Consider the following 22458-nt stretch of genomic DNA (forward strand, 5'->3'; position numbering starts at 1 on the left):
TAAATAGTATAAGAACATGTTAATGGAGAAAATTATTCTTCCGAAGCAGTTTCAAATTCCATATGGTCGATAATTTCTGTTTCTGGTTTTTCCGGTTTAGAAGCTTTTAAAGAGTTGAATCTTTCCAACATTGCGGTTTCACCTTCTTCACCACTGAAATAAGGAAAAACATCCATAATTGGTGTTTCTGAAATAGCAGGAATCGAGTATTCTCCCATCGTATTTTTCATTATATGAAGTGTATTGTCATATGCTTCACGAACATCATTTGCCTGAACTAACATATACATGCTGGTTTTTCTTTCTTTGCCACTTTCTTCATCATAAGCAATTAAAGTGATTTTAGATTTAAACCAACGGTCAGCATTTTCAAAAGGATGAATTTCAGCATAATTTGCCACTTTGATAGATGTGATTTTAAATTCTTCACTAGTGTAAGCGGCCATTTCTTCATTCATTCTTTTTTCAGCTTCTGTATACGACAAAGCATCAACCAAATACGGTTCAGTTAATACTTTTTGTCCTCCAGTTTCATCTGTTTTTCTATATTTTACTTTGCATTCGTACCAAACTACGCTCATCTCTTTTTAAGTTTTAAGGATGTCAAAGATAAATTTTCACACAGAAATAAATCTTAATTCGAAGTATAAAATATTCACAATTTCAGATGATTGCAGTAACGTTTTGAGGTTCTGTGTTTTAGTGTTTTTTTCTAAAAATAGGATTTTATTTATAGCTATTAATTTATTTTTTGTTTTGAATTGAAAACAAGTGATTCAAAATCAGTTGGTTGTTTTTTAAGGCTTGATTTTTCTGGTTTTTTTCAATCTTTTTTCAAACCGCCATATCATTTTTCACGTAAGTGTAAAAGACGATATCCGGGGGTGAGGTACATTCAAATGAAATGATTTGTGGAACAAAGAATCATGCAGCATTCCTGATATCGTCTTTTTTTTGTTAAAAATTTAAGACGAATCGGATTGGGGAAATTAAACATTCACAGGTTACAAGAAACTTTGAATTATCTAGAAAGCAAACAGCGTGAATTGAAGCGAAATGCGCAATATGATACACGAAGTACAGAATCGATGATCAAGTATTTGAAAAAAGATATGATTGAACAGTTTAAGCTGACAGAACATCTTTTTTATATTAAACAAGAAAGTAAAGACACAGAGGTTTTTATAAAAAATGTAAAAGATATCATAGAATGGTATCCTGATTTTTTTTAGGAAATCAAGCCGGATTTTTTGATTCTAAATTTGGCAGTCTTAAAAATGATACAATTTAGGACAGTGATTTTGAAGTCGCTTTTATGCTGTATGACTAATTTTGAGAAATAAATTTTCATTTCAAACAAATCAAAAAAAGTCAAAATGGTACAGGAAAGAGTGATGGAGAAACTGGCTATTCTTGCCGATGCCGCCAAATATGATGTTTCGTGTTCGTCTGGACAAAGCAAACGCGAAAATAAAAACAAAGGTTTGGGAGATTCCGCCGGATACGGAATTTGTCATGCTTATACAGAAGACGGACGCTGTGTTTCGCTTCTTAAAATTCTGCTTACCAATCATTGTATTTTTGACTGCGCTTATTGTGTCAGCAGGAAAAGCAATGATGTAAAACGCGCCGCTTTTACCGTTCAGGAAGTGGTTGATTTAACAATTGGTTTTTATAGACGAAATTATATCGAAGGATTATTTCTAAGTTCGGGTATTTTTGACAACCCAGATTATACGATGGAGCGTTTGGTGCGGATTGCAAAAAAGCTTCGATTGGAAGAAAATTTTAATGGATATATTCATCTCAAGGCAATTCCGGGAGCAAGTGATGAATTGTTAAGGCAAGCCGGAATGTATGCGGACCGATTGAGCGTAAATGTTGAAATGCCAACCGAACAAAGCCTTAAGCTTTTGGCTCCCGATAAAAATCACATCGATGTTATAAAACCGATGGAATATCTCAAAAACGAAATTACCGAATATAAAGAAGAAAAAAAACGGAACTACAAAACACCGCTTTTTGCTCCTGCTGGCCAAAGCACACAGATGGTGATTGGAGCGACCAAAGAAAATGATCTTGAAATTTTGGGCATGGCCAATTATTTTTATGAAAAAATGAATATGCGTCGGGTTTATTATTCGGGTTATGTTCCGATAAGCCATGACAATCGCCTTCCTGCAATTGGAACTCCAGTTCCGATGATACGCGAAAATCGTTTGTATCAAGCCGATTGGCTGATTCGTTTTTACGGATTTAATGTTAACGAAATTGTCGGTTTTGATCAGCCGAATCTCGATTTGGATATTGATCCGAAACTTGGATGGGCGCTTCGGAATCTCGATCAGTTTCCGGTAGACGTAAATACCGCCGATTTAGAATTGATAAAACGCATTCCGGGAATCGGTTTTTTGAGTGCAAAGAAAATTGTGGAGGCTAGGCAATTCAAAAAACTGCAACCTTATGATTTGCAGAAATTCGGAATTGCTTACAGCAGGGCAAAATATTTTCTGGCATTTGCTTCGCCTTTTAGATTACAGAAGGATTTTACTTCTATTCAAATCAAAAATTATATTTTGAATCTTCAGAAGAGCAAGTACAAAAATGATTTTTCGAATCAGCTTGTTTTATTTTAAGGGAGAATGACGCAGATAATTTACGACGGTACATATGAAGGCTGGCTTACAGCTGTATTTGAGATTTATGAATATAAATTGAATGATATTGTTTTTGCCAAAAATAAAGCTCTCAATACGTTGCTTTTTGCAGACATTCACCCCGTAACGACAGATGTCTTAAAAGCAAAGCGTGTCGAAAACGGATTGAAGAAACGCCTTTCTGTTTTGGGTTTTCAAAGTGTTTTTTGCGCCTTTCAGTCTGAAATAGATAAGATTGATGAGGTTTTGTTTCGATTTGTAAAATATGTGTTGTCAAGTACTGTAAATGTAGAGCAGGATTTGAGTAATGATGATGTTCTGGCTGTTAAAAAGGCATTTCATTTCACCACCAGAGAAAGTCACAGAATGAAAGCTTTTATTCGTTTTAAGCTCACAAAAGACAACTTGTATTACGCGCTTATCGAACCAGATTGCGATGTGCTTCCGCTTATAGAGCAACATTTTAAAAAACGATATGCCGATCAGCGATGGCTGATTTACGATGCAAAACGAAAATATAGCATTTATTACGACCTTGAAGACACTGCTGTTGTAAAATTGCATTTTGATTCGGCAGTATCTTCTTCTACACATACAGCCGAAATTTTTGATGAAGACGAAGGTTTTTTCCAAGATTTATGGAGACGTTATTTTAGCAGCGTCAATATTGAATCCCGTAAAAACACAAAATTGCATGTACAGCACATGCCAAAAAGATATTGGAAACATTTGACGGAAAAAAGGCCTGATTTAAATGATTTTAAGTAATAGGAATTGTTTGATTTGCTAAATTTGATTCATTAATAACTATAATTATGACTTTTGATATCCAACCAGTATTAGAAAATAATGACATCATATTATATCCTTTAGAAGAAAAGGATTTCGAAATGCTTTACAATGCTGCATCAGATCCTGAAATATGGAAACAGCATCCGAATAAAAATCGTTGGGAAAACGAAGTTTTTAGAACTTTCTTTGAAGGAGCGATAAAAAGTCAAGGAGCTTTTAAAATTTTAGAAAAAAAGACGGAAAACATAATTGGAAGCACACGATTTTACGATTATGATAAAGTTGACGAAAGTATATTAATTGGCTATACGTTTTATACCGTATCGTGTTGGGGAAAAGGCATTAATCTTGCAGTAAAAACAATGATGTTGGATTATATTTTTCAATTTGTGAATAAAGTTAATTTTCACATTGGAGCCGAAAACATTAGGTCGCAAATCGCAATTTCGAGATTAGGCGCCCAAAAAAATGCTGAACAAGAAGTCGCTTATTTTGGCGAACAACCAAAGCTGAATTTTGTTTATCAGATTACGAAAGCGGCGTGGGAAGGTAGAGATATGTAAGAACTAATAACAAAACCAGATGTTATTTTTCCTCTTCTAAATTAGCTGCAGAAATCTGATCAAGTATATTGGTTTGATTTGGCGAAATATAGTTTTTTGTTTCGGTGGGAGTTTCTTTCTTGAAAAGAAGATCTAATGCATTGTAAAGACGTAGCAAAACCTCTTTGTCTTCTTTAGCAATATCTAAGGCTGTATTAAAATTAAAAACATAATTATTCGAATTGCGTACTTCTACTTTTATCGTTTTTGATGTGATTTTAAATTTAACTATATCCATATTGTGTATATTACTTCGATGCAAAAATACTATTTTTAATAATGGTTGTGAAAAATCTAAACTATAATTTTTTAGAATTAATTTGATGTCTTCCATTGTATTTTAAGACTTTTCAATCTTGATTTTTGGAAATTGACAAAGTGGATTAATTTTGAAAAAACTTAGAAATACGTCTGTTAATCATCAATGTAATTCTAGGTAATACTATATTCCCACTTGATTTGATCTATAAATTTTAAGTCATTTTTCCTAATCTGAATTGATTCCAATTCAGCCTTAATAGTTTTTATCTCTTTCCGAATAGCTCTAAATGATTTAAAATTTAGAATTGTTTTAATAGATTTTAATTCCGTCTGTTTTGAGTGTAATTCTTTTTTTAGTGTACCTATTTTTGAGGTATAACATTCCTGAAAAAAGATTGCAAACGAGTTAAAATCTCTAATTTGATTATTATCAATGTTTAAGTTTGGCAGAAGGACTATGTATGATAATTCTAGAAAAATTTCTTCTATATGGAAAGTCTGATTTTTGATTTTTTCTTTGACTGCATTTACATCCTCCAATCTATTTAGTTTATGAAAAATCTTTAAATCTTTTAGTAAATGATTGTATTCGGTTGTTAATTGTTTTAAGCAATAAATAAACTCATTAATATTTGTTTTAGGCTGATAGCTTTCTATTAAGTTACATAAGCTATGACTGTAAACTTTACTTTCTAGATAATTGTTTTTTATTTTTTCCTGATAATGTGTAATGTAGTTTAAAATTTGAAGCTCTAAATACTGTTGTTGTGCAAACACTTGTCTCGTTTTTGTGAAGTTTCGATTATTAATGAGAATGCGCTGTTCAAGTTTAAGTTTGAAGATTTGCTTTTCTATTTTTTTGATGCAGATTAAAAGTTCATTATAATTTGAAATCATATAAAAAGTTGCTTTTTGTTATAGGGTAAAAATAAAACGACACACGGTCAAAGTGTGTCGTTTGGATTAATTCGTAAAAAGGAATTAGTTTCTTTTATGCCAACTTCTTCCATTTGTAGTTGAATAGTAAAGCCCTTTTGAAGTAGTCGCTAAAATTTCTTTTCCATTGTCTGTTAAATCCTGAAAACTCCCGTAAGAAGATCCTGAATATCTGACATGCCAAGATCTTCCAGAAGTGGTTGAGTATTCAATTTTAGTACTGTTGTTAGGATTTATTCTAATTAATTCGCTGTCTTTGGTAATCATCTGTGACATAATATCTGTTTTCTAATTGATGCCTACTCTAGATTGGTTTTCGGCTTTCCCATAAGACGAAATTAGAAGGAGAGTAGGACAAAAGACGGCAGAGTGAAATTACTGTAAAAAAAAATAACCGTCACAATACTGTGGCGGTTATACTTTAACAATAATATCTAACCTTGTTGATAATGATTTTCTAAGAGTATAATCATTTCTTCTTGATGTTGTTTAATTTGTTCTGAATTCCAAGAATTGTTAGCATAGATTTTAGCTAACTTTAAGGAATCATAGGTTGATTTGTTATAAAAATCAATCCTTTTCTTAGCTACATCTTGATTGCTATAAGAAGAATTTTGACCTACTGAAAGCAAAGCTAAATTTCCAAAAGCATTTAACCAATCAATTCCATCATCTAAATCATTAAGATTGTTTTTATTTTCTTCATTTTGAGGAAAAATGTGTTCAATAGAGTTTTTTGAAGTGATTCTATATTGTTTAACTTTATCATCATTTACATCTCGATTTTTCCAAAGAATATATTCTAGTTTGTAAAACCAATAATGATTAAAACCTGTTCCCGAAGATTCGGATAATGTTTTATTTATATCTTCAAATTTCGGCAATGCAATTTCTTCATTTATTAATTTCCAAGAAATTTCTTTTTTGTCCCCAGGAAGCATAATATTGTCAATTCTTTCTAATTCTTTTAATATTAAATTTTCATTATTCAAGTTTTCGGATTTCAATAGGAAATCGATGAAAGGAGTTAGCCAATATTGTTGAGCAAATATTCCTGTGAAATATAAAACAGATTGCAGCATCTGTATTTCAGAGTTTTCATTGTTACTTCTTGAAAAATATATTTTGCCTTTACTTTCATTTTTGTTAACCGAAGCCAAAAGCAATTTTTCATTTTCATTACTTATTTCTTCTCCCTCTTCATTTCTCCATTTTACTACATATCGATCAAATAAATAACGAACCCTCCATAAGAGTAAAAAGAATTTTTCAACTTCTTTAATTTCTTCAATTTTAATATTTTCAAGGATTTTTTTAGAATCCATAGATTCTATATCTTCTGTAAATCCATTTTGTTTTCTGAAAATTCTATAAGTATGTGATAATAAGATATTAAAAGAAATAATAGAGCGACAAGCAGAGTTTTGAATTATCTCTGTTGTGTTGTTAAAAATCATTTTATCTTCGATTTTCAATATTTCATCAATCGTTAGATTTCTTTTACCTTCAGAAATATAGTTGTCGTTTTTTAAGTTAAATATGGTTTCATTAAATTCAGAAAAATGGCTTCTTTTAATCTTGTCTTTATCATTATTATATGGAAAAGATGTTTTGACATTACTTTCAAAATAATTATTCATGTTTTCACAAGCTTCCCAAATTTTGGCATACTTTATTCGTTCATTTTTTTCGATGATTTTATCCAATAACCGAGCTTTTAGAATATCGGATTGTTGAAGCTGTATTCCGCTTGTTCCTAAAGCAACGAAAAGGGCATTTAAGTCTGTGTATTCTGGAGCTTCATTAAAAATGAATTTTACATTGTTGAAAATGTAATTTCCATACTCTAGTAAATTTAGTTCATTTCTTTTTGCTTTAAGATAACCTTTAATTGTTTCAATTCCAGAGGCAATGTTTTTTAGAAATTCAAAATTACTCACATCTTGAAATCTTCTATCTGAAGAGCCATCAAGTAATCCTTTTAAATATTCATACACCTCTTTTCGAATGTCAAAATCAAAACGAATGTCTTTTTTGTTATTATCATATTCAATTTCAAGGTAGTTCGTCAAATCAGAATTAATATTTAAATTTTTAAAACAAAATGAGATTAACCAAAAAGTTGTAAATCTTTGTTGCCCATCAATTACTTCTAAAAGATTATTGGTTTCGGGAGATTTAACTACATACGTATTCCCGACAAAATAATCGTTATCTAAATTTTTTACTATATTATTTTTAAAATTATGCTCTAAATCTTCTAACAATTTATTGATTTCAACAGCATCCCAAACATAAGGTCGTTGATATACTGGGATTAAAAATTCTAACTTGTCTTTGACAATTTCTTTAAGTGTTATTTCTTTCGTTTTAAACTTCATTAGTCGTTTTTTAAATAGTTTTCAATCGCTTTTTTTAAGTCAGAATCAAAGTTTTCTTTGGAAATAGGTTCGTTAAAAAAAGCATTAACTCTATAAAAAAATCTTTCTCTAACACCTGTAAGATCTTTTGTTTGGATGGGTAATTTTTGCTTTTTTAGATAAAATAAGACTTCTTCATATGTAAAAGCATTTAAAATTCTGTCTAAAATTTTTGTTTCATCTATAAAATTTCGAACAGTTGCTTCATAAATTCTTGATTTGTCAGATAATCTTAAACTGTAAATAAACCGGAATAAATACAACGAAAATTCAAGTACATTTTTTCTGCCAAAACGATCGACAAATGAAAGTAAAGCAAGTTTATAATAGCTTCTCAAATCAATCGTTCCATCAATTATATTTATAATTTTACTATTGAATTCAGCATATTTCCCTTTTTGGTTTTCCTCTAAAAACAAGAAATTATAATCGTCTGTAAAACTCAGTAAATAATTTATGTAATTAACACCTTCGTTTAAAGGTTGTCGGATTGCATATTTGTCCGCAGTAATTTTATGGGTGTTTTCTTCAATTTCAACAAATGAATAACCAATGTCTCTATTTTCTTTTTTTACTTTTTCAGCGAAATCTGTTGTTAGAATATTTTTCCAACCAGAAATGTCCGTATTTTTATCAGGTAAATTTTTGTGTCTATTAAGATAATCCATTCTTCGTATTAAACTCAACATTCTGTTTACCGTTTCTAGATTTTTTTGTTTTGATTCCCATTCTTTTGCAAAAGAATTTCGTTCATCCTTTTCTTTAACACTTCGCAAATGGTGTGCTTTCAAAATATCAGTTCCTCCCAATCTTATTCCGCCAGTATTTAATGTTTCAAAAAAGTTATATGCCATATCTTCACTATTGGTAATAACTAATGTAACATTCAATTTAGAGAAATTAAGTTCTAAATTTTCAATGGTTCCTTGATTGGAATTATAATGGTCAAAATTTTCTTTTATATGTTTAAAAGTGATTGGATGGCTGTAAGTAACATTAAAATCAACATTTGATTTTATTTTTTCTAAAATTTGCATTGTTGTAATTCTTTGTTGACCATCAATAATATTGTAACCATCATCGTCTTTATGAAGAACAATACTTCCTAAATAAAAATTAGGTTTATCATCTTTCCGATTGTTGTGCTCAGAAATCTGGTGTATTAATTTGTTAATGTTGTATTTTGTCCAAACATAAGGTCTTTGATATTCGGGTATTTTAAGATTGTATTGTAATAACTCCATCAGAGATATACTACTTACTTCAATACTATTATTCATTTTAGCTATATTTTGTCTTTTTAATTTTTATTCGTTAAATCTTCAAACTCCTCAAATACAATTCCGCACAAGCTTTAGCATCACTCAACGCATCGTGATGATTTAGAAAGATCTTATGTTCTTTGCATAAGTTGGCCAAGTTTGATTTGTAAATTTATTTCTTTAGAAAAGTTATTCCATTTTCGATTCTAATCAATTCGACTTGACAAATGCTATTTCTATAACCTGTGGCAGTTTCAAAATCTATCGTAGTAAATGTGTTCATTAAATGTAAAGATTAGCCATTTGTGAAATTCTATTTTTCATCTCATTCTGAAGCCTAGCAGGAGAAATGACTTTTACATCTGCACCGTATTTCAATAGTTCCATAATGATATCATTGGTCGTATGGATATAAATTTCTAAAAGAAGCGTATCGTCATTCTCTTTAATAATCTTTTGAGATTCGTGAAGAGGAAAGGTCTTAATGTAATTTCCTTGTTTGTTAACAAATTCGAGTACTACTTTTTCGGCAGGAGAATAAGTTTCTACACCGAAGGCATGCTGAAATTCTTTTTCTACATTATATCTAATCGGCTTGAACTTTGTATCAGTCACAATTAAATTAGAAATTCTATCAAGTCCAAAAGTTTTTACCTTTTCATCTTTTTTATCTAAGGCAATTAAATACCATCTCTGATGGGATTCCTTTATAGCAATAGGATAAACTTCTCGCTTAGTGCTAAAATCCTCCCAATGCTTTTGGTGCGTAAATTTTGCTACATAGAGATTTTGTATGGCATGAATGATGCCGTGAATGTTTTCAGTTCCCGATGATTTTCTCTTTTCTAAAAAAACGCTAGGTGACAACTTGTTTCCTTCTTGCAAAGCATGATGAATAGAAAAGGCATCCATTATTCGTGTAACCGACTGATCTTCTATTTCTTCTTCATCAATACTATATGTTTTATCTTTTCGGTTGTAATTAATTACAATCCCAAAAATATCCATTATATCTTTTTTGTCACGTTCAAATGTTCGAACAGAATATTCAAAATTAGTGTCAATATCTTCATTTTCTAATTTACGGACAATATGTTTTTGTAAATCTTTAAAGTCACAGTTGTGACTCCTTAAGCGATCTATGATATATAAGTACCTTTTGAAATATATTAATTTGGACATGTTTGGTTTGTTTTATTTTTCAAAAATAAATCAGTAGTCTGTCATTTTGTGGCAGAGTGATGTAGGTGTGAAAATAAGAAATAACATATTGAGCAAAAAACGGTTTTCCGTAAAACAGTGCTTTTTTTGATAATAAGACCATTTAATCTTAATATTTGCAAATTTGATAACTTCGTTCTCTGGATTTTTAAGTAAAACTACCTGATTTTAGGTTGTGATGTAAAAAACAATTCTGGCAGATTGATAAAGTTGGGTGGGAGATATGATAAAGTTTCTTAGATGTTTAAGGCTGTGATTGAAGTGGAATTATTTAAATAATAAGTGGCAACTTTATATTTTGTTTATATTCAAAGAGTTGAAAATGTTGACAGATATAGTCTTTTCTTGACTTAAAATTTTTGAAAGCACTTTCTGTTTATTCATATGTAGCGAAAAGAAAACAGCATCATGTTTTTTCTCAAAAACTCAATAAAAAATAAGTTTTCGCCATACCAATGACTCCTTCTTTTAAAATTAGATTATCAGCTTCAAACCCCATTGTGAAGTTATCAAGTTCATCAAAACCAGTTGAAATTCCATCGATTTGATTATTTTTTTTGGAAATATTTTCTCTTCTTTTTTTCTAACTCTTCGCTAAATGAACTTAAGGCGGTTGTGTTTTTTATTATTTAAATACAAGAATTAACTAAAAAACCCTTAAACATTTGATGTTTAAGGGTTTTGCCTTTTGTAGCGAGGACGGGAGTTGAACCCGTGACCTCAGGGTTATGAATCCTGCGCTCTAACCAACTGAGCTACCTCGCCTGGACTGCAACCGAAAGTGTTCCTGATTGCGGGTGCAAATATAGAAATAATATTAAAGCGAACAAGCAAAAAAGAAAGAAAAAAAAATATTTTTAAAAACGCATTGTTTTTGGTCATATATTCTTATATTTCGAAAAAATTAAAAGTAGCACATGGATTCAAAAATACGTTACGAAATAGAGTTTCCGATCAATTCTTCGCCGCAATTATTGTATCAATATATATCAACTCCGTCAGGTTTATCAGAATGGTTTGCTGACAATGTTAATTCTAGAGGAGAGTTTTTTACATTTATCTGGAATGATTCACAAGAAAAAGCAAGATTGGCCTCCAAAAAATCGGGAGAGAAAGTAAAATTTAAATGGGTAGACGAAAGCAGTAAAGACACTGACTATTTTTTTGAGTTGCACATTTTGGTTGATGAATTAACCAAAGATGTATCGCTTATGGTAGTTGATTTTGCCGAAAAAGAAGAATTAGGAGAGGCTAAACAGCTGTGGGAGAATCAAATCTCAGACCTTAAACATCTTATCGGATCAGTTTAGTTAAACCTCTATTTTATCCTTATATTTGCCCTGAACAAAATTCAGGGTTTTTTTATGATTAATTTTAACGGAAACATTACTTCTGGCGAGGATAATATACTTACGCAAAATCGTGCTTTTTTATTTGGAGACGGTGTTTTTGAAACAGTAAAAATTGTTAACAGCAAGATTTTATATCTTGAAGACCATTATTTTAGATTAATGGCTTCTATGCGTGTCGTAAGAATGGAAATTCCAATGAATTTTACGATGGAGTATCTCGAAGAGCAAATACTGAAATTAATCAATGAGAGTAATTTAGCTATTTCTGCAAGGGCAAGAATTACTGTTTTTAGAAATGATGGTGGTTTATATCTTCCAAAGACAAATGAAGTTTCATTTTTAATTACTGCTTCGGCTCAAGAAAATAGCTTGTACGAAATAAATAAGTCAGAATACGAAGTAGATTTATATAAAGACTTCTATGTAACCAAACAATTGTTGTCGTCTATTAAAACGACTAATAAAATGATTAATGTTACCGGAAGCATTTTTGCGCATGAGAACGGTCTGGCTAATTGTCTTTTGCTCAATGATTCTAAAAATATTGTTGAAGGACTTCAAGGAAATATCTTTATGCTGAGCGGTAAAAAACTGGTTACACCACCAGTTTCTGAAGGATGTTTAAACGGAATCATGCGCAAGCAGATTTTAGCCACCGCTAAGAAAATAGAAGGCATAGAAATAGCTGAAGAAATAATTTCACCCTTTGATCTTCAAAAGGCAGACGAATTATTTCTAACAAATGTAATCATGGGTATCCAGCCCATAACAAAATACAGGAAAAAGGAGTTTACAAGTAATCTAGCTCATTTATTAGTGCAAAAACTGAACGAATCCATAACTGAAAATTAATTCAGATATGGATTTTCAGGCGCATTAGACCAAATAAGGTAATCGCCACCAAGCTCAATAATCTGTTCTTTCCAGAAATGAGTGGTCGATTTTCCTATAATTTTGTTTTTATAACTATTGTCTGCAATAATCCAAGAGTTTCCTTGCATTTCATTCTCGAGCTGATTTTCGTCCCAGCCGGTATATCCCAAGAAAAAACGAATATTGTTTTTACTAATAGACCCATCGTTTATGAGGTCTTTAGTAGATTCAAAATCGCCTCCCCAATAAATTCCGTTCGAAATCTCAACGCTGTTGGGAATCAGTTCTGGGATATTGTGAATAAAATAAAGATTGTCTTGTTCTACAGGTCCTCCGTTATATATCTTAAAATTGGCATCAATTTCTGGTATTAAGTCATTAATGGTGTATTTTAATGGCTTGTTGATAATAAAACCTATTGATCCTTCTTTGTTATGGTCTGCTAATAAAATTACCGATCTGTTGAATGATAAATCTCCAATTATTGAAGGCTCAGCAATAAGCAGGTGTCCTTTTTTTAATTTTTCTGAAATCATACGGTTACAATTTTTATTAAATTTAATCATAAAAAAATTAAAATCATAAAAAAAATCGTCAAAGCGTACAAAAAAACCCTCCAAAAGGAGGGTTTTAATTATATTATAAGTTTAGAGAACTTTCTTACTTAGTTCACTGCACCTTCTAATTCAGCTCCAGCTTTGAATTTTACAACGTTTTTAGCTGCGATCTTAATAGTTTTTCCTGTTTGAGGATTTCTTCCATCTCTAGCGGCTCTAGATGATACAGACCATGATCCGAAACCTACTAAAGAAACTCTTCCACCTTTTTTCAAAGTTGTCCCTACATTACCTAAAAATGACTCTAAAGCTAATTTCGCTGCGGCTTTTGTAATTCCTGCATCAGCAGCGATAGCATCGATTAATTCTGATTTGTTCATAATAATTAGTTATTAATTGTTGGTTAAAAAAAATTGTTAATACACAAATTTAGTAGGAAATCCGTTGCGTGCAAGTCTTTTGTTTAATTTTAGCAAAAATTGTTAATAACTTGCTTTTTTTGTTCATAAAACAATCCATTCATCGATGAAACCTAGGTAGAAACCCCTGTATTACTGATGTTAATAGACTTTTGCAATGTCAGAAAAGCTTACTCCATTTAATAATTCAGAAGCAAGCATTCTCTTTTTTCCTGGAAATTGTAGACTTAATAACTGAACAAAACCATCTTTTATTGCAATCTTGATTTCTTTTTTATTGCTCAGTAGTTTTCCAGCTTCATAAGAATGCTGCTCATAAATCAGTTTTGCATCGTATATTTTAATGTTCAATTCTTCATTTTGATCCTTCAAAAAACACCAAGACGCTGGATACGGACTCAAACCTCGAATCAGATTAGTGATTTCTTTTCCAGATTTTGTCCAGTCTATTTTACAGTTTTCTTTATTGAGTTTATAAGCTGTTTTAATATCATCGTTGTCTTCCTGAATTGTTGTTGTCACATTTCCGGCTTCAATAACTTTTAAAGTGTCAATTACAGTCCCACTCCCTAAATCCATCAAACGATCGTGTAGTTGTCCTGCGGTTTCTTCTGTTTCAATTGTGATTTCAGAGTTTAAAATCATGGCGCCAGTATCGATTTTATCATCAATAAAAAAAGTAGTAACACCAGTTTTGGTTTCTCCATTAATAATAGCCCAGTTAATTGGAGCAGCGCCTCGATAATTTGGCAATAAAGATGCATGAAGATTAAAAGTTCCTAAGCTTGGCATTTCCCAAACTACTTTTGGCAACATTCTAAAAGCCACTACGATTTGTAAATTAGCGTTTAAAGCTTTTAATTCTGCTAAGAAATTTTCGTCTTTTAAATTGGTTGGCTGTAATAAAGTAAGGTTGTTTTCAAGAGCATATTCTTTTACAGCCGAATATTTTATTTTTTGTCCACGTCCTGCTGGTTTGTCTGCAGCAGTAATCACGCCGACAACGTCATAGTTGTTTTTAATAATGGTGTCCAAAATGCCAACGGCAAACTCTGGAGTTCCCATAAATATAATTCTCAATTTCTCCATTATGATTTTAAAGTGTATTTATTATTCGCTTGTATGATAATATGATTGTTTTCGAGTAGTTCCTGAAGTACCGAAATAATATCTTCGGCATCCATCTTTATTTGATTCTGAATTTCTCTCGAATTCAAAGACGCTGTTTTGAGCAAAGATAAAATCTTATCTGCAATCGAATCGGCTTCAGTAATTTTTCCCTTTTGGGTAATGCAATAAGAGCAGATGCCGCAGTTTTCGCTGGTTTCTTCTCCAAAATAATCCAAAACTAGCCTATTTTTACAGGTTTTGTTGTCTTTTGTGTAATGCAAAACAGATAAAAGCTGTTCTTTTTTTACCAGATTTTGTTTTTCTAAATATTTCGAAACTCTGTTTATGGTGTGGTCGTCTTCGCGGACTTCATTAAACAAAATAGTAGCGTCGTTATTTTTAGATTTGTATTCTATTATTTCTTTTTCCTTCAATTTCTCTAAAAGCGCAATGATCTGTTCTTCGGTGCGATTTGATTTTTTTGCTATTAATCCCAGATTCAGATTTGCTTTTACTTCGTGAATTCCGGGATAGGTTCTTAGGATGGCTAGCAATATTTCTTCATCGTTCGGATTAAGGCTCATGTATCGAATTACTTCTTTAGACTCAATTATAAACTGAATATTGATTTTTTCTGAAAATTCTTGAGACATTGTAATAATCCCTTGCTGATTCAAAAACTGCAATGCATTATACGTTTTGAGTGTCGGAAAATCATATTTATTACAAAAATGATTCATTTTAAAGGAGAAAGATTCGTCTAAACCTTCTCCATACGCAATCTGAAAATAATTGCAAAGTTTATTGTAAACCGTCTTTAGGAATTTCTTATCGGGAAGAATGTTTAAAAACTGTTGTTCTGTCTGAATGGTGTCTGAATTATTATAAAGCAATACCGAAAAAGATTTGGCGCCATTTCGTCCCGCTCTTCCAGATTCTTGATAATAGTTTTCTAAATTTTCAGGAAGCTGCGTATGAATAACCGTTTTTACGTTTCCTTTGTCGATTCCCATTCCAAACGCGTTTGTTGCCACAATCACCTGCGCTTGTTCCGACATCCAAAGCTGCATGTTTTTGTCTTTTTCTTTCGCCGAAAGGCCTCCATGATAATAAGTTGATGTAAAACCTAGCGACTGCAGTTGCGAAGACGTGTTAAGGCACGATTTACGATTTCTGACATAAATAATAGAAGGTTGCGGATTTTTTTTCAGAATTTGTTCCACACGATACAGTTTGTCTTCGACTTCAAAAACCATGTAAGCAATGTTTTTGCGCTCAAAAGATTGCTGAAAATGTATCGGGTTTTTCAACTCTAATTGCGTTCTGATATCTTCAATAACTCTCGGAGTTGCCGTAGCAGTCAGCGCTAGAAAAGGGATTTTAGGAAAGTATTTTTTTAATTCTGAAATTTTAAGATAAGCCGGCCTAAAATCGTGACCCCACTGCGAAACACAATGCGCCTCATCAATAGCAATTAAATTTATAGGAAGATTTTTGATGCGTTCCAAAATCCAGTCCGATTGTAAACGTTCCGGTGATAGATAAAGAAATTTGTAATTGCCATATTGGCAATTGTCCAAAAGGTCTATGATTTCTTCGGTATGAATTCCGCCGGTAAGCGCAATGGCTTTAATGTCTCTTTTTTGCAGATTCATCACTTGGTCTTTCATCAAAGCGATCAAAGGCGAAATAACCAAGCAAATACCTTCCTGCATCATGGCAGGAACCTGAAAACAGATCGATTTTCCGCCGCCTGTCGGAAGCACCGCAAAAGTATCCTGTCCTTCCAAAACAGAATCGATAATTTCTTTCTGCAACGGTCTAAAACTGTCGTGTTTCCAGTATTTTAGAAGAATATCCTGTGCATTAAGCATGGCGTAAGTTTTAAAGTTAAAAATTTAGAAATCAGTTTCTAGTTTTGCAACTTTAAAACCGGCTGCTAAATTTTGTCTAAGATATAAAGAATTCTGTTTTCAACCGTATCTTTCGGAACCTCAATTAAATCATATCCGTATTTCTTGTAAGTTTCGATAAGATGTTTCTGAATTTCCAATGCCTGCTCAAAATTTTCATAACGTTCCGTATCGCTCTGATAAATTTCTTCCCAAGGCGGTAAAATAAAAGTTTTAGAATACTTATAGTCCTCGCAAGCTTTTGTAAAATCTTCTGGATATTCATCACCAATATAGTCCATATAAGCGACAACATCGGGAATACCGCGATCAATAAAAACTACATTATCAGGTTCCTCAAGAGCACTTTTAAATTGCTGAATACGACCTTCAAGCAACATTTCGCTAAACAATAAAGGCTGTTCTAAAAACAATTGCTCGATGCCTCTCTTTTGAGCTTCGAGTGTAACTTCTCTGGAAATTTCGGGATAACAGCAATAGCCACGAGCGACTAATTCGTTTATAAGTGTAGATTTTCCTGTACCAGGACCGCCAAGCAGGACTATGATTTCTTTTTGCACTATTCTAAAAATAAAGCGCAAATTTACCGAAACTTATTCGTAATTAAAAAGAATATTTATCTGAAGCGAAAGATTTGGCATTTTTTGCTGACATCGGTTCCTGCTGTCCACTGCAATCTTTTGCTTTTTAAAGGAAAAAGCAAAAGGATTTTCGTTCCCATCAGGGCTAGAGGAGAGGCATGGTTTTGTTAAAGATTCGAAAATTATATAGTCCCAACGGGACGGCATATTAATAGAAACAATTGACGTTATGAATCAAAAGCTCCAGCGGAGCGATATATGTTTGAATAGTTTATATCGCTCCGCTGGATTTTTTTATGGCATGAAATTGAATTTGTTATAAATATTTTGCTCCGCTGGAGCTAATTCTGCACTATTTATTTTGAGAGATTATAGCCCAACCAAATTATGAAAATTATTGCAGAAAGTAATGGCGTAAGTGAGCCATAAAAAAGTCCCCAGCCAAAATTTTTTAAGGTTTTATTTTTTGACAGCGATTTAATTGCAAATCCTATTGCTGACGATATGAAGAAAATTAAAATAATTAAATTGAAATTGTCTAAAAGTTTGAAAAATAATAATATTAGAAAATGCAATAATAATGTAGAGGTGAAAGAGATGCTTTTCATTTGTTTCTGTATTTATTCGCAAAATAAATATTTTCCAGACAAAGCAGTTTTGTCTGAAGCTACAATTATGCTCGATTCAAATTTTTTGCCTTTCATGACATTGCTTACGAATTCTAAAACCTGTTTTTTGCCTTCATGAAACAAGTAGCCCGAAAATTCATGTCCGCCGCCACAAAAGGTAATCAATTGAATGTCTTTTTGCAGTCCCAACATATGATTGTAAACGGCCTGCGAGCCATAAAGAATTAGAAAGCCGGAGGCATTTTCGGGACAAGAACGGTGAGAGCCTTTTCCATACGGAACTGTAGCGTCTTTGCTTCCATGTGCTAACAACATCGGAATAGCATTTGTCTTTGTAATAAGTTTGGTGTCAATAAGAGCTCCAGAACCTCCGATAAAACCAGCATATTTTAAATTTTGCGGTAGATTGTTTTGATACAGATTCATTTTAGAATAATTCCAAAAAGAGGCCTGAAAACCAATTTCGGCACCCGCACTAATTCCAGAAATGAATATTTTTGAAGTATTAAGATTGTATTTTGCGGCGTTTTTGATTAAATATCCAGTTGCCATCCACATATCGCTTACCCCAATCTGAATGGCTTTTATCTTTTCTTTCAAAATACCGCCACATCCAAAATCTTTGTCTTTCATGTATAAGCTGTATGAAATGCTGGCAACAGCATAACCGTTTTCGGCCATAAATAAAGCAAAATCTTTTTCGCTAGTTCGTTCTCCTCCAGAGAATCCTCCTCCAAAAGCAAACATAATCAACGGGGTTTTCTGTCCTGCTTTCTTCTTTGGCAAGTACAAATCTAAATCCAGTTTTAAAGTGTCGTTTTGGAAATAAGTTAAGGTTTTGACTTCTTGTGCATTGCTGTTGTGAAAAGTGAGAAATGTAAAAAGTAAGAAGACGATTTTTTTCATTATAGTACGTTTTTAATCTCGCAAAGGCGCTAAGACGCAAAGTTTTTAAACTTAAAGAAATCTCCTTGCGATTCTGCGACTTTGCGAGAGATTTCAGCAGATTATTTTCTCAAATATAAACGTAAAATTTACAAAGAAATAATCTTCTAAAGCTTTTTTCTCTGCACCTTTGTAACTTTGTAGCTTTGAACCTTTTTTCGAAAGAAAAAATATAAAAAGTCTAAAATCAAAACCGTATATTTGCGTTTATTTTTAATTACGAATGGAGAACGATAACGAAAAAAATACCGCCGAATTTTACGAAAGATTAAAATTAGAGCTAGATAACGCAAACACTTGGCCAGCAGAATATTTATATAAATTTATTGTGCCTTCTGTTGCTGACAATGTTGAGCGTGTTGAAAAAGCTTTTGATCGAATGGGAGCGGTTATCAAAACAACAAAATCTAAAACAGGTAAATTTACCAGTGTTTCTATAGATGTTACGATGCACAGCTCAGACGATGTGATTAGTAAATACAAAGAAGTTTCTACAATTGAAGGTATAGTTTCATTATAACTTATGATCGAAAAATATAAAAGAGAAGCCGCGAGCGACGTTGTTTATAATTTAGAATACAATTCTGAAAGACAACGATTAATTATTCCGGAGTATGGTCGTCATTTGCAAAAATTGATTGATCAAGCTACTGCAATCGAAGACGATGAAACGCGCAACAAAGCTGCAAAATACATCATTCAGGTTATGGGAAGTCTGAATCCGCATTTGCGTGACGTCCCAGATTTTCAGCACAAGCTTTGGGATCAGCTTTTTATCATGTCTGATTTTAAGTTGAATGTTGAATCTCCATATCCAATTCCGTCGAGAGAAGTTTTGGAGTTGAAACCAGATGTTTTGCAATATCCACAGAACTTTCCGAAATACAGATTTTATGGCAATAACATCAAATATATGATTGATGTTGCCAATAAATGGGAAGAAGGCGAAATGAAAAATGCTTTGATAATGGTAATTGCCAACCATATGAAAAAGTCTTTCCTAAGCTGGAACAAAGACACCGTAAAAGACGATGTGATTTTTGAGCATTTGTACGAACTGTCAGGAGGAAAAATAAACCTACTGCACAGTACTGAAGAGTTGCTCAACACAACGGATTTAATGCGTACGAATAAGCGTATGTCAAACAAAACAGCTCAAAGCGGACCAACGAAAACGCAGAATAACAAGAACAATAATAATAAAAGCGGTCAAAAAAAGACATTTCAAAAAAACAATCAGAAGTAAGCTTGTAAGGAACTAAGTTTTTTACTTAGAATCCTAGAGTCTCAAAAACTTAGAAACTAAAACAAACAATAATCAAAAATAAAAAAAAGCTACTTAGACACTAAGTTTCTAAAATGCTAAGTTTTTTTACTTAGAATCTTAGAACCTCAGAATCTTGGAAACTTTGAAAGAACCTAAAAGAAATCTATGGGAATTTTTAAAATCGAAGGAGGAACTCCTTTAAAAGGAGAAATCACTCCACAAGGAGCAAAAAATGAGGCATTACAAATTTTATGTGCCGTGCTGCTGACAGGAGAGAAAGTAAAAATTAATAACATTCCTGATATTATAGACATCAATAAATTAATCACTTTATTGGGGAATTTAGGTGTGAAAATTCAACGCAACGAACCTGGATCAATTACTTTTCAGGCAGATGAGGTTAATGTTGGTTATTTAGAAACAGAAGCTTTCAAAAAAGAAGGTGGAGCGCTTCGTGGTTCTATTATGATTGTTGGACCGCTTTTGGCTCGTTTCGGAAAAGGATATATTCCAAAACCGGGAGGAGATAAAATTGGCCGTCGTAGATTAGATACCCACTTTGAAGGTTTTATTAACCTTGGAGCAAAATTCAGATATAACAGAGAAGATCATTTTTACGGAGTAGAATCTCCAGAAGGAGGACTTCAAGGAACAGATATGCTTCTTGACGAAGCCTCTGTAACTGGAACTGCAAATATTGTAATGGCTGCGGTTCTGGCAAAAGGAACGACTACAGTTTACAATGCCGCTTGTGAGCCTTACTTACAGCAGTTATGTAAAATGTTGAACTCTATGGGAGCCAAAATTACTGGAGTTGGTTCTAACTTATTGACTATCGAAGGTGTTGAAAGCCTTGGTGGTTGCGAGCACAGAATTTTACCAGATATGATTGAAATCGGTTCTTGGATTGGTCTTGCGGCTATGACAAAAAGCGAAATCACAATCAAAAATGTAAGCTGGGAAAATCTAGGTTTGATTCCGAACACTTTTAGAAAATTGGGAATTACTATCGAAAAACGTAACGATGATATTTACATTCCGGCTCATAAAGATGGATACGAAGTAAAAACAGATATCGACGGTTCTATCTTAACTATTGCCGATGCACCTTGGCCAGGATTCACACCTGACTTGTTAAGTATCGTTTTAGTTGTAGCAACCCAAGCAAAAGGAGATGTTTTAATTCACCAAAAAATGTTCGAAAGCCGTTTGTTCTTTGTGGATAAACTAATCGATATGGGAGCAAAAATCATGTTATGTGATCCGCACAGAGCCGTGGTTATGGGACATAATTTCGAATCTCAATTAAAAGCAACTACAATGTCTTCTCCTGATATTCGTGCAGGAATCTCATTGTTGATTGCGGCGCTTTCTGCAAAAGGAACAAGTACAATCCAGAATATCGAGCAAATCGACCGTGGATACGAGCGTATCGACGAGCGTTTAAGAGCAATTGGAGCAAAAATCGTGAGAGCTTAAAAAAGTTAGCCACGAACTACACGAATTGCACTAATTTTTATTTTTTGAAATTCAATTACACCAATTTAATTTTAAAAAATTAGTGAAATTAAACACAAAGCTAATCTTCGTGTAATTTGTGTAATTCGTGGCGAAAATAAATAGTCATAAATGACAAACGAACAAAAAGCTGTAAAAGCTACTATTTTTAGTATAATAGGAAACACCTGCCTGGCCTTAATAAAAGGATTGGCAGGTTTTTTTGGCAATTCTTATGCCTTAATTGCAGATGCAATAGAATCAACGACAGATATATTCTCGTCTTGTTTGGTTTTGTTCGGAATCAAATATTCGAATAAACCTGCAGATGAAAATCATCCTTATGGACATGGGCGAGCAGAACCTTTAATCACATTTTTGGTTGTTGGATTCTTAATCACATCTGCAACCATTATTGGTTACGAAAGTATTGCCAATATTGGCACCTCGCACGATTTGCCAAAATCTTGGACGCTATATGTTTTAGGTGCAATTATCATTTGGAAAGAATACTCTTTTCGCGTGGTAATGAAAAGAAGCAAACAAACCAACAGTTCTTCTTTGGTTGCAGATGCCTGGCACCATAGAAGCGACGCGATAACTTCTGTTGCTGCTTTCGTAGGAATTTCAGTTGCCTTGATTATGGGTAAAGGTTACGAATCAGCAGACGACTGGGCAGCGCTTTTTGCAGCATTTTTTATTTTGTACAATAGTTATAAAATTTTCAGACCTGCCCTTGGCGAAATCATGGATGAAAATCTTAATGACGATTTAGTTGAAGAAATTCGAGTTGAAGCTTCAAAAGTGGACGGAATTTTAGGAACTGAAAAATGCTACATCAGAAAAGCAGGAATGCGTTATCACGTAGATCTCCATGCGATTGTTTCTGCACAGCTTTCTGTAAAAGAAGGTCATGATTTATCACATAAACTTCAGGATACTTTAAAAGAAAAAATCCCGCAGTTAGGACATGTTTTAATCCATATTGAACCGGATGATTATCATTGTTAATAAAGATGCTAAGGTTCTGAGATGCTAAGATTCTAAGTTTTATGATAACATTAATTTTTGTCAGGCTGAGCGAAGTCGAAGCCCGCGCAAAGATTTTCAAATTTCAAAAAGAAAACCGCTTAAATTGCAATCTACTTTAATAGATTGCAATTT

General features: G+C 32.7%; 23 protein-coding genes and 1 tRNA gene. 10 read left to right on the plus strand and 14 right to left on the minus strand.

Translation table 11 applies throughout. The features are described 5' to 3' along the window. Positions 1–32: 32 nt before the first annotated feature. On the minus strand, positions 33–581 hold the full coding sequence (locus ACFFLS_RS03000; protein ID WP_379683280.1) for a DUF4494 domain-containing protein: 549 nt from the start codon (positions 579–581) through the stop codon (positions 33–35). Between the two features lie 399 nt (positions 582–980). Between ACFFLS_RS03000 and ACFFLS_RS03005 the strand changes: the two genes are divergently transcribed. The 4 genes from ACFFLS_RS03005 (at position 981) to ACFFLS_RS03020 (ending at position 4012) form a co-directional block, all read left to right on the plus strand. Continuing rightward, positions 981–1232, plus strand: a complete 252-nt coding sequence (locus ACFFLS_RS03005; RefSeq protein WP_379683279.1) for a hypothetical protein — start codon at positions 981–983, stop codon at positions 1230–1232. Positions 1233–1376: 144 nt separating this feature from the next. Continuing rightward, entirely contained in the window at positions 1377–2636 is a 1260-nt protein-coding gene (locus tag ACFFLS_RS03010) for a putative DNA modification/repair radical SAM protein (RefSeq protein WP_379689149.1), read from the plus strand. Positions 2637–2642: 6 nt separating this feature from the next. Beyond that, complete coding sequence (locus tag ACFFLS_RS03015; protein ID WP_379683278.1) at positions 2643–3425, plus strand: TIGR03915 family putative DNA repair protein; 783 nt, start codon at positions 2643–2645, stop codon at positions 3423–3425. A gap of 47 nt (positions 3426–3472) precedes the next feature. After that, on the plus strand, positions 3473–4012 hold the full coding sequence (locus ACFFLS_RS03020) for a GNAT family N-acetyltransferase (protein ID WP_379683277.1): 540 nt from the start codon (positions 3473–3475) through the stop codon (positions 4010–4012). A 22-nt stretch (positions 4013–4034) separates the two neighbouring features. On the opposite strand, the gene ACFFLS_RS03025 is transcribed toward ACFFLS_RS03020, so the two are convergent. From ACFFLS_RS03025 to ACFFLS_RS03055, 7 genes are all read right to left on the minus strand, one after another. Next, positions 4035–4289 (minus strand): hypothetical protein, encoded by a 255-nt coding sequence (locus tag ACFFLS_RS03025; protein WP_379683276.1) that lies wholly within the window; start codon positions 4287–4289, stop codon positions 4035–4037. A gap of 194 nt (positions 4290–4483) precedes the next feature. Then, positions 4484–5209: a hypothetical protein gene (locus ACFFLS_RS03030; RefSeq protein ID WP_379683275.1), complete on the minus strand. Its 726-nt coding sequence runs from the start codon at positions 5207–5209 to the stop codon at positions 4484–4486. A gap of 84 nt (positions 5210–5293) precedes the next feature. Then, a complete protein-coding gene (locus ACFFLS_RS03035; RefSeq protein ID WP_379683274.1) occupies positions 5294–5524 on the minus strand; it encodes a beta propeller repeat protein in 231 nt (76 codons plus the stop codon). A gap of 158 nt (positions 5525–5682) precedes the next feature. Then, the gene (locus ACFFLS_RS03040; RefSeq protein ID WP_379683273.1) at positions 5683–7629 is read right to left on the minus strand and encodes a DUF262 domain-containing protein; all 1947 of its coding nucleotides are present in this window, start codon (positions 7627–7629) and stop codon (positions 5683–5685) included. Next, complete coding sequence (locus tag ACFFLS_RS03045) at positions 7629–8948, minus strand: DUF262 domain-containing protein (protein WP_379683272.1); 1320 nt, start codon at positions 8946–8948, stop codon at positions 7629–7631. Before ACFFLS_RS03045 ends, ACFFLS_RS03040 begins: the two co-directional genes overlap by 1 nt. 264 nt (positions 8949–9212) lie before the next feature. Beyond that, positions 9213–10112 carry a helix-turn-helix transcriptional regulator gene (locus ACFFLS_RS03050; RefSeq protein WP_379689152.1) on the minus strand — a complete coding sequence of 300 codons (900 nt, stop codon included), beginning with the start codon at positions 10110–10112 and terminating at the stop codon, positions 9213–9215. Positions 10113–10842: 730 nt separating this feature from the next. Next, positions 10843–10916: transfer RNA gene (locus tag ACFFLS_RS03055), tRNA-Met, on the minus strand. A gap of 152 nt (positions 10917–11068) precedes the next feature. On the opposite strand from ACFFLS_RS03055, the gene ACFFLS_RS03060 reads away from it, so the two are divergent. Next, positions 11069–11461 (plus strand): START-like domain-containing protein, encoded by a 393-nt coding sequence (locus tag ACFFLS_RS03060; RefSeq protein ID WP_379683269.1) that lies wholly within the window; start codon positions 11069–11071, stop codon positions 11459–11461. A 54-nt stretch (positions 11462–11515) separates the two neighbouring features. Then, positions 11516–12355: an aminotransferase class IV gene (locus tag ACFFLS_RS03065; protein WP_379683268.1), complete on the plus strand. Its 840-nt coding sequence runs from the start codon at positions 11516–11518 to the stop codon at positions 12353–12355. On the opposite strand, the gene ACFFLS_RS03070 is transcribed toward ACFFLS_RS03065, so the two are convergent. The 6 genes from ACFFLS_RS03070 to ACFFLS_RS03095 all read right to left on the minus strand — a co-directional run bounded on the left by ACFFLS_RS03070 (position 12352) and on the right by ACFFLS_RS03095 (position 18491). After that, positions 12352–12912: a YqgE/AlgH family protein gene (locus ACFFLS_RS03070; RefSeq protein ID WP_379683267.1), complete on the minus strand. Its 561-nt coding sequence runs from the start codon at positions 12910–12912 to the stop codon at positions 12352–12354. The two genes, ACFFLS_RS03065 and ACFFLS_RS03070, sit on opposite strands and share 4 nt — an antisense overlap. Positions 12913–13040: 128 nt before the next feature. Then, the gene (locus ACFFLS_RS03075; protein WP_008464760.1) at positions 13041–13313 is read right to left on the minus strand and encodes an HU family DNA-binding protein; all 273 of its coding nucleotides are present in this window, start codon (positions 13311–13313) and stop codon (positions 13041–13043) included. A 180-nt stretch (positions 13314–13493) separates the two neighbouring features. Next, positions 13494–14441, minus strand: coding sequence for a methionyl-tRNA formyltransferase (gene fmt, locus ACFFLS_RS03080; protein ID WP_379683266.1), 948 nt, complete (start codon positions 14439–14441; stop codon positions 13494–13496). Next, on the minus strand, positions 14441–16336 hold the full coding sequence (locus ACFFLS_RS03085; protein WP_379683265.1) for a RecQ family ATP-dependent DNA helicase: 1896 nt from the start codon (positions 16334–16336) through the stop codon (positions 14441–14443). The genes fmt and ACFFLS_RS03085 overlap by 1 nt, the downstream gene beginning before the upstream one ends. A 65-nt stretch (positions 16337–16401) precedes the next feature. Further along, positions 16402–16935, minus strand: coding sequence for an AAA family ATPase (locus ACFFLS_RS03090; protein WP_379683264.1), 534 nt, complete (start codon positions 16933–16935; stop codon positions 16402–16404). 641 nt (positions 16936–17576) lie between these two features. After that, entirely contained in the window at positions 17577–18491 is a 915-nt protein-coding gene (locus tag ACFFLS_RS03095) for an alpha/beta hydrolase (protein ID WP_379683263.1), read from the minus strand. Between the two features lie 262 nt (positions 18492–18753). Here ACFFLS_RS03095 and ACFFLS_RS03100 point away from each other — a divergent pair, with 262 nt between their 5' ends. From ACFFLS_RS03100 to ACFFLS_RS03115, 4 genes are all read left to right on the plus strand, one after another. After that, positions 18754–19050 carry a DUF493 family protein gene (locus ACFFLS_RS03100; protein ID WP_109190434.1) on the plus strand — a complete coding sequence of 99 codons (297 nt, stop codon included), beginning with the start codon at positions 18754–18756 and terminating at the stop codon, positions 19048–19050. A gap of 3 nt (positions 19051–19053) precedes the next feature. After that, positions 19054–19776, plus strand: coding sequence for a DUF4290 domain-containing protein (locus tag ACFFLS_RS03105; protein WP_379683262.1), 723 nt, complete (start codon positions 19054–19056; stop codon positions 19774–19776). Between the two features lie 186 nt (positions 19777–19962). Further along, positions 19963–21276, plus strand: coding sequence for a UDP-N-acetylglucosamine 1-carboxyvinyltransferase (gene murA / locus ACFFLS_RS03110; protein ID WP_379683261.1), 1314 nt, complete (start codon positions 19963–19965; stop codon positions 21274–21276). Between the two features lie 150 nt (positions 21277–21426). Then, positions 21427–22305 carry a cation diffusion facilitator family transporter gene (locus ACFFLS_RS03115; protein WP_379683260.1) on the plus strand — a complete coding sequence of 293 codons (879 nt, stop codon included), beginning with the start codon at positions 21427–21429 and terminating at the stop codon, positions 22303–22305. Positions 22306–22458: the final 153 nt, after the last annotated feature.

This window comes from Flavobacterium procerum (assembly GCF_042431625.1).
Lineage (GTDB): Bacteria > Bacteroidota > Bacteroidia > Flavobacteriales > Flavobacteriaceae > Flavobacterium > Flavobacterium procerum.

Coding starts and splice junctions, on each gene's coding strand:
- ACFFLS_RS03000 (WP_379683280.1), bottom strand. CDS start 581: ATGAGCGTAGTTTGGTACGAATGCAAAGTAAAATATAGAAAAACAGAT.
- ACFFLS_RS03010 (WP_379689149.1), top strand. CDS start 1,377: ATGGTACAGGAAAGAGTGATGGAGAAACTGGCTATTCTTGCCGATGCC.
- ACFFLS_RS03015 (WP_379683278.1), top strand. CDS start 2,643: ATGACGCAGATAATTTACGACGGTACATATGAAGGCTGGCTTACAGCT.
- ACFFLS_RS03020 (WP_379683277.1), top strand. CDS start 3,473: ATGACTTTTGATATCCAACCAGTATTAGAAAATAATGACATCATATTA.
- ACFFLS_RS03025 (WP_379683276.1), bottom strand. CDS start 4,289: ATGGATATAGTTAAATTTAAAATCACATCAAAAACGATAAAAGTAGAA.
- ACFFLS_RS03030 (WP_379683275.1), bottom strand. CDS start 5,209: ATGATTTCAAATTATAATGAACTTTTAATCTGCATCAAAAAAATAGAA.
- ACFFLS_RS03035 (WP_379683274.1), bottom strand. CDS start 5,524: ATGTCACAGATGATTACCAAAGACAGCGAATTAATTAGAATAAATCCT.
- ACFFLS_RS03040 (WP_379683273.1), bottom strand. CDS start 7,629: ATGAAGTTTAAAACGAAAGAAATAACACTTAAAGAAATTGTCAAAGAC.
- ACFFLS_RS03045 (WP_379683272.1), bottom strand. CDS start 8,948: ATGAATAATAGTATTGAAGTAAGTAGTATATCTCTGATGGAGTTATTA.
- ACFFLS_RS03050 (WP_379689152.1), bottom strand. CDS start 10,112: ATGTCCAAATTAATATATTTCAAAAGGTACTTATATATCATAGATCGC.
- ACFFLS_RS03060 (WP_379683269.1), top strand. CDS start 11,069: ATGGATTCAAAAATACGTTACGAAATAGAGTTTCCGATCAATTCTTCG.
- ACFFLS_RS03065 (WP_379683268.1), top strand. CDS start 11,516: ATGATTAATTTTAACGGAAACATTACTTCTGGCGAGGATAATATACTT.
- ACFFLS_RS03070 (WP_379683267.1), bottom strand. CDS start 12,912: ATGATTTCAGAAAAATTAAAAAAAGGACACCTGCTTATTGCTGAGCCT.
- ACFFLS_RS03075 (WP_008464760.1), bottom strand. CDS start 13,313: ATGAACAAATCAGAATTAATCGATGCTATCGCTGCTGATGCAGGAATT.
- fmt (WP_379683266.1), bottom strand. CDS start 14,441: ATGGAGAAATTGAGAATTATATTTATGGGAACTCCAGAGTTTGCCGTT.
- ACFFLS_RS03085 (WP_379683265.1), bottom strand. CDS start 16,336: ATGCTTAATGCACAGGATATTCTTCTAAAATACTGGAAACACGACAGT.
- ACFFLS_RS03095 (WP_379683263.1), bottom strand. CDS start 18,491: ATGAAAAAAATCGTCTTCTTACTTTTTACATTTCTCACTTTTCACAAC.
- ACFFLS_RS03100 (WP_109190434.1), top strand. CDS start 18,754: ATGGAGAACGATAACGAAAAAAATACCGCCGAATTTTACGAAAGATTA.
- ACFFLS_RS03105 (WP_379683262.1), top strand. CDS start 19,054: ATGATCGAAAAATATAAAAGAGAAGCCGCGAGCGACGTTGTTTATAAT.
- murA (WP_379683261.1), top strand. CDS start 19,963: ATGGGAATTTTTAAAATCGAAGGAGGAACTCCTTTAAAAGGAGAAATC.
- ACFFLS_RS03115 (WP_379683260.1), top strand. CDS start 21,427: ATGACAAACGAACAAAAAGCTGTAAAAGCTACTATTTTTAGTATAATA.